The organism is Streptomyces sp. NPDC045968 (assembly GCF_056430475.1).
In genome coordinates this window covers 360735-372280 of record NZ_JBWKLF010000003.1, presented here as the reverse complement: position 1 = coordinate 372280, position 11546 = coordinate 360735, and the positions used below count along the sequence as shown (strand labels likewise).

The window sequence follows — 11546 nt, the reverse complement described above, 5'->3', positions numbered from 1 at the left end:
GTCGGCGGCCTCCCTTACGCCGTTCATGCCTGGCGGCGGACCTCGACCACTCGGAAGCGGTTCGAGACGAACGCGCCGTCACACAGCGCCGCGTTCGCCGCAGGGTTGCCGCCTGAGCCGTGGAAGTCGGAGAACGCGGCCGTCTGGTTGACGTACACCCCGCCGGTCAGGTTCAGCGAGAGCTGGGCCGACTCCTCGAAGCAGACGTTCTCCATCTCGCGCTCGACCTCCGGCGAGGTGGTGTACGCGCCGACCGTCATCGCTCCCTTTTCGCGGACCGTGCGCCTCAGCAGCGCCAGCGCGTCCGCCGTCGAGTCGACCGCTACCGCGAACGAGACCGGGCCGAAGCACTCCGACAGATAGGCCGCGCCGTCGTCCGGCTTGGTGCCGTCGAGCTTGACGATGACCGGCGTACGCACCACCGCGTCGGGGAACTCGGCGTTGGCCACCGTCCGGGAGGGCAGGGCCACGTCGCCCAGCTCCGCGGCGCCGTCCACCCTGGCCTTCACGTCCGGGTTGACCAGGGCGCCGAGCAGGGCGCCGGCCCGGGCGTCGTCGCCCAGGAGGCCGGTGACGGAGGCGGCGATGTCCGTGACCACGTCCTCGTACGACTTGTCGCCCGCGTCCGTCGTGATGCCGTCGCGGGGGATCAGCAGATTCTGCGGGGTGGTGCACATCTGGCCGCTGTAGAGCGAGAGGGAGAACGCCAGGTTGGCGAGCATGCCGCGGTAGTCGTCGGTGGAGTCGATGACGACGGTGTTGACCCCCGCCTTCTCCGTGTAGACCTGCGCCTGGCGCGCGTTGGCCTCCAGCCAGTCACCGAAGGCGGTGGAGCCGGTGTAGTCGATGATCTTGATCTCGGGGCGCAGCGCCAGGGTCTTGGCGATGCCCTCACCCGGCCGTTCGGCGGCCAGAGCGATCAGATTCGGGTCGAAGCCTGCCTCGGTGAGGACCTCGCGTGCCAGCTGCACCGTGAGCGCGAGCGGAAGCACCGCGCGCGGGTGCGGCTTGACCAGGACCGGATTGCCGGTGGCGAGGGAGGCGAAGATGCCGGGATAGCTGTTCCACGTGGGGAAGGTGTTGCAGCCGATCAGCAGCGAGATGCCGCGGCCCACGGCGGTGAACGACTTGCTCAGCTGAAGTGGGTCCCGCTTGCCCTGGGGCTTGGACCAGTCGGCGGTCTGCGGGGTGCGGACCTGCTCCGCGTACGCGTACGCCACCGCTTCCAGACCGCGGTCCTGGGCGTGCGGCCCGCCCGCCTGGAACGCCATCATGAACGCCTGCCCGCTGGTGTGCATCACAGCGAGGGCCAGCTCATGGGTGCGGGCGCTGATCCGGGACAGGATCTCCAGGCAGACCAGGGCCCTGGTCTCCGGACCCGCCTCGCGCCAGGCGCCCATGCCCGCGCTCATGGCGGGCAGCAGGACGTCCAGGTCGGCGTGGGGGTACTCGACGCCGAGCGCCGGGCCGTACGGCGAGGTCTCGCCGCCCGTCCATCCGTCGGTGCCGGGCTGGCCGAGGTCGAGCCGGGTGTTCAGCACGGCGTCGAACGCGGCCTTGCCCTCGGCCGGCCCCAGGCTGCCGGGTGCGCCGCCCTCGCCGTACGCCTTCGGGTGCTCGGGGTGCGGGGACCAGTAGGCGCGCGTACGAATGGCGTCGAGGGCCTGGTCGAGCGTCGGTCGATGGGTCTCGGACAGCTGCTGGGGGGAGAGCTCGGCGGCCATGACGGACCAACTCCTCATCGAGCTGGGCAGGGACGGGCGGACGGAGTTAGAGTAACCGAACGATCGGTCGGGGCAAGGGCCCCCGAGAAACCTGTGGACAACTCATGGGGGAGGATCGCGGGCATGACTACGGCCAAGCGGGACACGTACACGCCTGAGACGCTCCTCACCGTGGCCGTTCGTGTCTTCAACGAGCGCGGCTACGACGGCACCTCGATGGAGCACCTCTCCAAGGCGGCCGGCATCTCCAAGTCGTCCATCTACCACCATGTGAGTGGCAAGGAAGAGCTGCTGAGGCGGGCCGTCAGCCGGGCGCTCGACGGGCTCTTCGCGATTCTCGACGAGGCCGGCGCGACGCGGGGGCGCACGATCGAGCGGGTCGAATACGTCACGCGCCGCACGGTCGAGGTGCTGATGACCGAGCTGCCCTACGTCACGCTGCTGCTGCGCGTGCGGGGCAACACGAAGACCGAGCGCTGGGCGCTGGAGCGGCGGCGCGAGTTCGACCAGCGGGTCTCGGAGCTGCTCAAGGCGGCGGTGGCGGACGGGGATCTGCGTGCCGATGTCGACATACGCCTGGCCACACGGCTGCTCTTCGGGATGGTGAACTCCCTGGTCGAGTGGTACCGGCCGCAGCCCGGCGGCTCCGCGGAGGCGGACCAGCTGGCGGACACGGTGGTGCAGCTGGCCTTCGAGGGGATGCGGGTCATCCGCTGACCACGTCCTGGGTGAGCTCGGTGGGACGCTCCGGGCCGGGGCCCAGGTCGGTCTCCTCGAACACCAGCAGGGTGCGGGTGGAGAGCACCTCGGGTATGGCCTGAATCCTGGTGAGGACCAGTTCGCGCAGCGCGCGGTTGTCCGGGGTGTGCACCAGGAGCAGTACGTCGAAATCGCCGCTGACCAGCGCGATATGGGTGGCCCCCGGGAGTGCCTGCAACTGCTCGCGCACCGTGCGCCAGGAGTTCTGCACGATCTTGAGCGTGATGTACGCGGAGGCGCCCTGCCCTGCCCGCTCGTGGTCCACCCGCGCGCTGAACCCGCGGATCACGCCGTCCTCCACGAGCCGGTTGATCCGGGCGTACGCGTTGGCACGCGAGACGTGGACGCGGTCGGCGACCGACCGTATCGAGGCGCGGCCGTCCGAACGCAGGATGCGGAGGATGTCGCGGTCGATGGCGTCGAGCGGCCTGGCGGGCGGCAGGGGCCCGGGTTCCTCGCCCCTCTCGGCCATTTGTTCAGACGCCATCTCCCCGTGCCTCCCTGTGGTGGACGACCTGCCTCTATCCCAGGCTGTGGAGAACCGTTTGTCCACAGGCTGGCGGTGCCTGTAGCCAAAATGCCGCCGCGACCGAACAATCGGTAGGTGAGGCACACCACATCCGTGTCTCGTTCTACCCCTCGACATTTCGACATATTTCGATACCCCTCGATATACCTCGATGCCAGGAGGTGCTTTCCATGACGGTCCAAGAGCTGCCCGGCGCGGCTGCCTACCGGCCCACGCCGCCCCCGGCCTGGAAGCCGCTCACCGACCCGGCGCCGCTGCTCCCGGACCCCGAGCCGTACCGCGTGCTCGGCACGGACGCGGCGGCCGACGCGGACCCCGGTCTGCTGCTGCGGCTCTACGCCGAGCTGGTGCGCGGTCGTCGGTACAACGCGCAGGCCACGGCGCTGACCAAGCAGGGCCGGCTCGCCGTCTACCCGTCGAGCACCGGGCAGGAGGCGTGCGAGGTCGCCGCCGCGCTCGTGCTGGAGGAGCAGGACTGGCTCTTCCCCAGCTACCGCGACACCCTCGCGGCCGTGGCGCGCGGACTCGACCCCGTCGAGGCACTGACTCTCCTGCGCGGCGACCGTCACACCGGATACGACCCGCGCGAGCACCGCATCGCCCCGCTCTGCACCCCGCTCGCCACCCAGCTGCCGCACGCCGTGGGACTGGCGCACGCCGCGCGGCTCAAGGGCGACGACGTGGTGGCGCTCGCCATGGTCGGCGACGGTGGGACCAGCGAGGGCGACTTCCACGAGGCGCTGAACTTCGCGGCCGTCTGGCGGGCCCCGGTCGTCTTCCTCGTACAGAACAACGGCTTCGCGATCTCCGTCCCGCTGGCCAAGCAGACCGCGGCACCCTCCCTGGCCCACAAGGCCGTCGGATACGGGATGCCCGGCCGGCTGGTGGACGGCAACGACGCGGCCGCGGTGCACCAGGTGCTCGGTGAGGCGGTGGCCCGCGCCCGGCGCGGTGAGGGACCCACGCTCGTCGAGGCCGTCACCTACCGGATGGACGCCCACACGAACGCCGACGACGCCACGCGGTACCGCGTGGACAGCGAGGTCGCGGCCTGGCGGGCGCACGACCCGATCCAGCTGCTGGAGCGGGAGCTGACCGGGCGGGGACTGCTGGACGAGGACGGCATCGTGGCGGCGAAGGAGGCGGCGGACCGGATGGCCGCCGGACTGCGCGAGCGGATGAACGCCGATCCGGTGCTCGACCCGATGAGCCTGTTCACGCACGTCTACGCGGAACAGACGGAGCAACTGCGCGAGCAGGCGGCCCGCTTGCGTGTCGAGCTGGATGCCGAGCACGACCAGCACGACGACGTGGAGGAACGGCGATGACGACCGCAGCGGCGGTTCCCGGCACGCAGACGGGGAAGCCCAAACCGGCCAGCATGGCCCAGGCTCTCGGGCGTGCGCTGCGCGACTCGATGGCCGAGGACCCTTCGGTCCATGTGCTCGGTGAGGACGTCGGCACGCTGGGCGGGGTCTTCCGGATCACCGACGGCCTGGCGAAGGAGTTCGGCGACGACCGCTGCACGGACACACCGCTGGCCGAGGCGGGAATCCTGGGCGCGGCCGTCGGTATGGCGATGTACGGGCTGCGGCCCGTGGTCGAGATGCAGTTCGACGCCTTCGCCTATCCGGCGTTCGAGCAGCTGATCAGCCACGTCGCCAAGATGCGCAACCGGACCCGGGGCGCCATGCCGCTGCCGATCACGGTGCGGGTGCCGTACGGCGGGGGAATCGGCGGGGTCGAGCATCACAGCGACTCCTCCGAGGCGTACTACATGGCCACACCCGGTCTGCACGTCGTCACTCCGGCCACGGTCGAGGACGCGTACGGGCTGCTGAGGGCCTCGATCGCCTCGGACGACCCGGTGATCTTCCTGGAGCCGAAGCGGCTGTACTGGTCGAAGGCGGCCTGGTCGCCGGAGGAGCCGGTGCCGGTCGAGCCGATCGGGCGGGCTGTCGTACGCCGTCCCGGGCGCAGCGCGACGCTCATCACCTACGGGCCTTCCCTGCCGGTCTGCCTGGAGGCGGCCGAGGCCGCCGTGGCCGAGGGCTGGGACCTCGAAGTCGTGGACCTGCGTTCGCTGGTGCCGTTCGACGACGAGACCGTCGCCGCGTCCGTACGGCGCACGGGCCGGGCCGTGGTCGTCCATGAGTCCTCCGGTTTCGGCGGCCCGGGCGGGGAGATCGCCGCGCGGGTCACCGAGCGGTGCTTCCACCATCTGGAGGCGCCGGTGCTGAGGGTCGCCGGATTCGACATCCCGTATCCGGCGCCGATGCTGGAGCGGCATCATCTGCCAGGTGTGGACCGGGTGCTCGACGCGGTGGCCCGTCTGCAGTGGGAGGCGGGGAGCTGATGGCCCAGGTGCTCGAGTTCAAGCTGCCGGACCTCGGTGAGGGTCTGACCGAGGCGGAGATCGTGCGCTGGCTGGTGGAGGTGGGCGATGTCGTCGCCATCGACCAGCCGGTCGTCGAGGTCGAGACGGCCAAGGCGATGGTGGAGGTGCCGTGCCCCTACGGGGGTGTGGTGACCGCGCGGTTCGGCGAAGAGGGGGCGGAACTCCCGGTCGGGGCACCGCTGCTGACGGTGGCGGTCGGATCCACGGAGTCCGGCCCGGGGGAGTCCGGCCGGGTGGGCTCGGCCACGGGGTCCGGGCCGGCCGAGGCCGAGTCGTCCGGCAATGTGCTGGTGGGGTACGGCACGGCGGCGCCGGCGGCACGTCGTCGTCGGGTCCGGCCCGAGTCGGTGTCGGCGAGGCCCGCGGTGCCCGAGCCGGCGCCCGCCGCCGAAGAGGTGCGGGGGCCGGTGGCCGTTGTCTCGCCTCTCGTACGGAAGCTTGCCCGGCAGCATGACGTCGACCTGCGTCAGGTGACGGGGTCGGGGCGCGACGGGCTGATCCTGCGGACCGATGTCGAGGCCGCTATCCGGGCCGTGGCGGAGCGGGCGGCCGCGCCTGCCACCCCCGTGGCGTCCGCGGCGCCCGCTGCGGCCGCGCCGGCACGGGCGGCGCTCGGTGCTGCCGCTGAGCGGATCCCCCTGCGCGGGGTACGGGGCGCGGTGGCCGACAAGCTGTCGCGCAGCCGGCACGAGATCCCGGACGCGACGTGCTGGGTCGACGCCGACGCCACCGAACTGATGGCGGCCAGAGCGGCGATGAACGGGGCCGCTGGTGCGTCCGCGGGCCCCAAGGTGTCGGTGCTCGCCCTGCTGGCCCGTATCTGCACGGCGGCGCTGGCCAGGTTCCCCGAGCTCAACTCGACCGTGGACCCGGCTGCCCGGGAGATCGTGCGGCTGCGCGACATCCATCTCGGCTTTGCCGCCCAGACGGACCGCGGACTGGTCGTACCGGTCGTCCGGGACGCGCAGTCCCGGAACGTGGAGTCGCTCGGCGCCGAGATCGCCCGGCTGACGGAGTCGGCCCGTACGGGGTCGCTCACCCCGGCCGAGCTGACCGGGGGGACGTTCACGCTGAACAACTACGGCGTGTTCGGGGTCGACGGGTCGACACCGATCATCAACCACCCGGAAGCGGCGATGCTGGGTGTCGGCCGGATCATGCCCAAGCCGTGGGTGCACGGAGGCGAACTGGCCGTGCGCCAGGTCGTCCAGCTCTCGCTCACCTTCGACCACCGGGTCTGTGACGGAGGAACGGCGGGCGGCTTCCTCCGGTACGTGGCCGACTGCGTGGAACAACCGGCGGTGCTGTTGCGGACCCTGTAGAGGCAGGGAGAGGGCTGTGCGGGGCCGGGCCGCTGTGATGTCCGGTCCCTGGGGGATCAGCCGGGGCGGGCTGCACGCATACTCGGGGCATGACCGCCTATGACGCCATCGTCCTTGCCGGAGGGGCCGCCAAACGCCTCGGCGGAGCCGATAAGCCCGGGGTCCGGGTGGGCGGCCGATCGCTGCTCGACCGGGTTCTCGCGGCGTGCGCGGGGGCCGGGACCACCGTGGTGGTGGGCGGCCGCCGGCCTACAGGGCGGCCCGTGACCTGGACACGGGAAGTTCCGGTCGGCGGCGGGCCGTTGGCGGCGCTCGGGGCCGGGATGCGGCACACGACGGCGGAGCACGTACTCGTACTCTCCGCCGACCTGCCGTTCCTCGGGGCGTCCACTGTCGGGGCGTTGCTCGCGGCCGCCGGTGAAGCGAGCCGGGAGGGCGCCCTGTGCACCGATCCGGGCGGGCGGGATCAGCCGCTGGTCGCGGTGTACCGGGCCGAGCCGCTGCGCCGTGAACTCGCCCTGCTGGCCACCGAGCACGGCAGTCTCGCCGGGCTGCCGCTGCGCCTGCTGACGGCCGAGCTGGATCTCGCCCGCGTCGAGGCCGGTCCGCTGGACTCTTTCGACTGCGACACCTGGGAGGACATCGCCACAGCCAGGGCCCGCATCAGGGAGCATGGGACCGTGCTGGACGAATGGATCACCGCAGTCAAGAACGAACTCGGCATCGACCTCGACGTCGACACCGGCCTCCTGCTCGATCTCGCCCGCGACGCCGCGCACGGCGTCGCCCGGCCGGCCGCGCCTCTGACGACCTTCCTGGTCGGTTACGCGGCGGCCAGGGCGAGCAGCGGCGACGGCCCGGAAGCCGCAGCCGACGCGGTGGCCGAGGCCGTCCGCAAGGCCACCGCGCTCGCCCTCAGGTGGGAGGAGGAGGCGGGGGCCACGAACGAGGCCGACCCGCAATGACGGGGCATCACGGGACCGGCACCGCCGGCTCCGGCCGCCCGGTCCCGGACACCGTGCCGGTGTCGGGCGCCACGCCGGTCCCGGACACCGTGCCGGTGTCGGGCGCCACGCCGGTCCCGGACACCGTGCCGTCGCCGGGCGTCACGCCGTCGCCGGACACCGTGCCGTTCCCGGGCACCGCACCCGCATCCACCCCCGGCACCGCGCCCGCCCCCGCACCCGCGCCGGGTTCGTCCTCGATTCCCGCTATGGCTCCGGAGGACGAGCGGGCCGTGGAAGAGGCCCTGGCTCTCGTGGCGTCGCACCGGCCGGACCGTGGGGCTCGTCCGGGGGAGCGGGAGGCCTCCACCGCGCACTCCTCCCCTGCCGCCACGCCCAGCGACTCTCCCACCGAGGCGCCCTCCTCGCGGCCTTCGCGTCACCGTCGTCCAAGGGCCACCTCATGGAGTGACGCACGCGCCCTGGCCGCGCGGGCGGGGCGGAACGCTCCCGTCGCCGCGCACCGGCTTCCCCTCGACCGGGCGCTCGGGCACGTCCTTGCCGAAGCGCTCCACGCGCTCACCGATCTGCCGTCCTTCGACACGTCCGCCATGGACGGCTGGGTCGTCGCCGGGCCGGGTCCGTGGACCGTCCGGGAGGGCCAGGGACTCCTCGCCGGGCAGAGTGCGCCCGCCGCGTTGCCCGACGGTGAGGCGGTACGGATCGCCACCGGTGCCCGTATCCCGGCCGACGCCACCGCCGTCATCCGCAGCGAGCACGCGTACACGGACGACGCGAAGGGGCTGCTCTACGGGCAGCGCGAGGTCGTCCCCGGACAGGACATCAGGCCGCGCGGGCAGGAGTGCCGGAGCGGCGACGAACTCCTGCCCGCCGGGACCCTGGTGACCCCGGCCGTCCTCGGGCTGGCCGCCGCTGCCGGGTACGACGCCCTGGCCGCCGTACCCCGCCCCCGCGTGGACGTTCTCGTACTCGGCGACGAACTCCTCACCGCCGGGCTCCCCCACGACGGACTGATCCGGGACGCGCTCGGCCCCATGCTCGGTCCGTGGCTGCGGGCCCTGGGCGCCGAGGTCGGGGAACCCCGCCGCCTCGGTGACGACGCCGAGGCTCTGCGGCATGCGCTCACCACCTCGGACGCGGACCTCGTCGTGACCACCGGCGGTACGGCCGCCGGTCCGGTCGACCATGTCCACCCGGTCCTCACCGAGGTCGGCGCCGACCTGCTGGTCGACGGTGTGGAGGTGCGCCCCGGCCATCCCATGCTGCTGGCCCGGCTCGCCTCCCAAGGGCCGTACGTGGTGGGGCTGCCCGGCAATCCCCTGGCCGCCGTCTCCGGTCTGCTCACCCTGGCCGAGCCCTTGCTGCGGGGCATCGCGGGGCGGCAGGCCCAGGACCCGTACCGGGCGCTCGTCCATGACGAGGTGCAGGGACATCCGCACGACACCCGGCTCGTCCCCGTCGTCCATCGCGCCGCGCGCACGGGCGGGTTGGACCATGTCGTACCGCTGCACTACAACGGTCCCGCCATGCTCCGGGGGATCGCCGCTGCGGACGGGCTGGCAGTTGTGCCGCCGGGCGGGGTACGGTCCGGCACCGAGGTGGAGATCCTCGATCTTCCGTGGGCCTCGGCGACGCCGTGGACTGAAGGGTGTTTCACGTGAAACTTCCCGGCCAGGATGCGATGGCCAGGCGCGCCGAGGAGCATGTCGTCCCCACGCGGGTGATGCTGCCCCGGCGGGTCATGGACCGGCCGCTGAGACAGGTTGCCAAGCGGCTGGCGATGGCGCTGATGGTGCTGGCCGCCACGGTCCTGATCGTCTACGTGGACCGTGACGAGTATCACGACAACGCCGACGGCCGGGTCGACTTCCTCGACGCCGTCTACTACGCGACGGTGACGCTCTCGACCACCGGTTACGGCGACATCGTTCCGTACGGCGATGGCGCCCGGCTCATGAACGTGCTCCTGGTGACGCCGCTGCGCGTGCTCTTCCTGATCATCCTGGTCGGCACCACCCTCGAGGTCCTGACGGAGCGGACCCGCGAGGACTTCCGGCTGAACCGTTGGAGAAGCAACTTGCGTGAACACACCGTGGTCGTCGGCTTCGGCACGAAGGGCCGCTCGGCGATCCAGACGCTGTGCAGTACGGGCCTGAAGAAGGAACAGATCGTCATCGTCGACCCGGCGTCGAAGGTGATCGAGGCGGCCAACGCCGAGGGGTTCGTGGGCGTGCTGGGCGACGCGACGCGCAGTGATGTGCTGCTGCGCGCCGAACTCCAGAAGGCGCGTCAGATCATCATCGCCACCCAGCGCGACGACACCGCCGTCCTGGTGGCGCTGACGGCGCGCCAGCTCAACCGCGGCGCGAAGATCGTCGCTGCCGTGCGTGAGGAGGAGAACGCGCCGCTGCTGCGTCAGTCCGGTGCGGACGCGGTGATCACCAGCGCCAGCGCGGCCGGGCGGCTGCTCGGCCTCTCCGTGCTCAGCCCGAGCGCGGGCACGGTCATGGAGGACCTGATCCAGCAGGGCAGCGGGCTCGACCTGATCGAACGGCCGGTGATAAAGGCAGAGGTGGGCAAGACGGTGCGGGAGGTCGAAGACCTCGTCGTCAGCGTGCTGCGGGGGCACCGGCTGCTCGGTTACGACGATCCGGCGGCCAGCCCGCTGCAACTGACGGACCGCCTCATCACGATCGTGCGCGCCTCCCCGTCCCACACCCCGATGAGCGGCCCCCCGCCGGGCAGCGGGCTGCGCTAGCGGATCGGCCCGCCCGCGCAGGGCGGGTGAGTCGGCTTTCATGCCGGTGCGCGTCCTACGGAGTAGCCTCGCGGCCATGTATGCGATCACGATCCCCGAACCCGGTGGCCCCGAGGCGCTCGTATGGGCCGAGGTGCCCGATCCCGTACCAGGCGAGGGCGAGGTCCTCGTCGAGGTCGTGTCCAGCGCGGTGAACCGCGCCGATGTGCTCCAGCGGCAGGGCTTCTACAACCCGCCGCCCGGCGCCTCCCCCTACCCCGGCCTGGAGTGCGCGGGCCGCATCGCGGCGCTCGGCCCCGGCGTCACGGGCTGGTCGGTCGGTGACGAGGTGTGCGGGCTGCTCGCGGGCGGCGGTTACGCGGAGAAGGTCGCCGTGCCGGCCGGGCAGCTCCTGCCCGTACCCGAGGGTGTGGACCTGGCGGCGGCCGCGGCGCTGCCCGAGGTGACCGCCACCGTCTGGTCCAACGTCTTCATGGTGGCGCATCTGCGTCCCGGCGAGACCCTGCTGGTGCACGGCGGGTCCAGCGGCATCGGCACGATGGCCATCCAGCTCGCCAAGGCGGTCGGCGCACGCGTCGCGGTGACCGCGGGCGGCCCCGAGAAGCTGGCGCGTTGCGCGGAGCTCGGGGCGGACATCCTCATCGACTACCGCGAACAGGACTTCGTCGAGGAGATCCACAAGGCGACGGACGGCGCGGGCGCCGACGTCATCCTCGACATCGTCGGCGCGAAGTACCTGGACCGGAACGTGCGGGCACTGGCCGTGAACGGCCGCCTCGCGATCATCGGCCTCCAGGGCGGCGTCAAGGGCGAGCTGAACCTGGGCGCACTGCTCAACAAGCGGGCCGCGGTCACCGCCACGTCGCTGCGGGGGCGTCCGCTCGCCGAGAAGTCGGCGATCGTCGCCGCTGTGCGCGAGCACGTCTGGCCGCTGATCGCCGGGGGCGTGGTCCGGCCGGTCGTGGACCGCACGGTGCCGATGGCGGACGCCGCGGAGGCGCACCGGGTGCTGGAATCCAGTACGCACATCGGCAAGGTGCTCCTGCTCGCACCGACGGCCGAATAGCCGGGGCGAGAACGCGGGGGCCCGG

10 protein-coding genes are annotated in these 11546 nt (G+C 72.1%); 8 read left to right on the top strand and 2 right to left on the bottom strand.

Features of this window, described 5'->3' with window-relative positions; translation table 11 throughout:
* Window positions 1–23: 23 nt before the first annotated feature.
* Window positions 24–1724: a phenylacetic acid degradation protein PaaN gene (paaN, locus tag AC07FA_RS11135; protein ID WP_479074698.1), complete on the bottom strand. Its 1701-nt coding sequence runs from the start codon at window positions 1722–1724 to the stop codon at window positions 24–26.
* Window positions 1725–1847: 123 nt separating this feature from the next.
* Between paaN and AC07FA_RS11130 the strand changes: the two genes are divergently transcribed.
* Complete coding sequence (locus AC07FA_RS11130) at window positions 1848–2441, top strand: TetR/AcrR family transcriptional regulator (protein ID WP_479074697.1); 594 nt, start codon at window positions 1848–1850, stop codon at window positions 2439–2441.
* Here AC07FA_RS11130 and AC07FA_RS11125 read toward each other — a convergent pair.
* Window positions 2431–2970 carry an Lrp/AsnC family transcriptional regulator gene (locus tag AC07FA_RS11125; RefSeq protein WP_479074696.1) on the bottom strand — a complete coding sequence of 180 codons (540 nt, stop codon included), beginning with the start codon at window positions 2968–2970 and terminating at the stop codon, window positions 2431–2433. The genes AC07FA_RS11130 and AC07FA_RS11125 overlap by 11 nt on opposite strands.
* A gap of 212 nt (window positions 2971–3182) precedes the next feature.
* Here AC07FA_RS11125 and pdhA point away from each other — a divergent pair, with 212 nt between their 5' ends.
* The 7 genes from pdhA (at window position 3183) to AC07FA_RS11090 (ending at window position 11521) form a co-directional block, all read left to right on the top strand.
* Entirely contained in the window at window positions 3183–4340 is a 1158-nt protein-coding gene (pdhA, locus tag AC07FA_RS11120; protein WP_479074695.1) for a pyruvate dehydrogenase (acetyl-transferring) E1 component subunit alpha, read from the top strand.
* Window positions 4337–5368 (top strand): alpha-ketoacid dehydrogenase subunit beta, encoded by a 1032-nt coding sequence (locus AC07FA_RS11115; RefSeq protein ID WP_479074694.1) that lies wholly within the window; start codon window positions 4337–4339, stop codon window positions 5366–5368. Before pdhA ends, AC07FA_RS11115 begins: the two co-directional genes overlap by 4 nt.
* Window positions 5368–6732, top strand: a complete 1365-nt coding sequence (locus AC07FA_RS11110; protein ID WP_479074693.1) for a dihydrolipoamide acetyltransferase family protein — start codon at window positions 5368–5370, stop codon at window positions 6730–6732. Before AC07FA_RS11115 ends, AC07FA_RS11110 begins: the two co-directional genes overlap by 1 nt.
* Before the next feature lie 89 nt (window positions 6733–6821).
* On the top strand, window positions 6822–7697 hold the full coding sequence (locus AC07FA_RS11105; RefSeq protein WP_479074692.1) for an NTP transferase domain-containing protein: 876 nt from the start codon (window positions 6822–6824) through the stop codon (window positions 7695–7697).
* 248 nt (window positions 7698–7945) lie between these two features.
* Window positions 7946–9358, top strand: coding sequence for a molybdopterin molybdotransferase MoeA (locus AC07FA_RS11100; RefSeq protein ID WP_479075169.1), 1413 nt, complete (start codon window positions 7946–7948; stop codon window positions 9356–9358).
* Entirely contained in the window at window positions 9355–10455 is a 1101-nt protein-coding gene (locus AC07FA_RS11095; RefSeq protein ID WP_479074690.1) for a potassium channel family protein, read from the top strand. The genes AC07FA_RS11100 and AC07FA_RS11095 overlap by 4 nt, the downstream gene beginning before the upstream one ends.
* A gap of 76 nt (window positions 10456–10531) precedes the next feature.
* Complete coding sequence (locus tag AC07FA_RS11090; protein ID WP_479074689.1) at window positions 10532–11521, top strand: NAD(P)H-quinone oxidoreductase; 990 nt, start codon at window positions 10532–10534, stop codon at window positions 11519–11521.
* The last annotated feature ends 25 nt before the right edge of the window (window positions 11522–11546 follow it).

Excerpts from the sequence above, each read along its gene's own strand:
- AC07FA_RS11115 (WP_479074694.1), top strand. The coding sequence starts at position 4,337 with ATGACGACCGCAGCGGCGGTTCCCGGCACGCAGACGGGGAAGCCCAAA.
- AC07FA_RS11105 (WP_479074692.1), top strand. The coding sequence starts at position 6,822 with ATGACCGCCTATGACGCCATCGTCCTTGCCGGAGGGGCCGCCAAACGC.
- AC07FA_RS11130 (WP_479074697.1), top strand. The coding sequence starts at position 1,848 with ATGACTACGGCCAAGCGGGACACGTACACGCCTGAGACGCTCCTCACC.
- AC07FA_RS11125 (WP_479074696.1), bottom strand. The coding sequence starts at position 2,970 with ATGGCGTCTGAACAAATGGCCGAGAGGGGCGAGGAACCCGGGCCCCTG.
- AC07FA_RS11100 (WP_479075169.1), top strand. The coding sequence starts at position 7,946 with ATGGCTCCGGAGGACGAGCGGGCCGTGGAAGAGGCCCTGGCTCTCGTG.
- AC07FA_RS11090 (WP_479074689.1), top strand. The coding sequence starts at position 10,532 with ATGTATGCGATCACGATCCCCGAACCCGGTGGCCCCGAGGCGCTCGTA.
- AC07FA_RS11110 (WP_479074693.1), top strand. The coding sequence starts at position 5,368 with ATGGCCCAGGTGCTCGAGTTCAAGCTGCCGGACCTCGGTGAGGGTCTG.
- paaN (WP_479074698.1), bottom strand. The coding sequence starts at position 1,724 with ATGGCCGCCGAGCTCTCCCCCCAGCAGCTGTCCGAGACCCATCGACCG.
- pdhA (WP_479074695.1), top strand. The coding sequence starts at position 3,183 with ATGACGGTCCAAGAGCTGCCCGGCGCGGCTGCCTACCGGCCCACGCCG.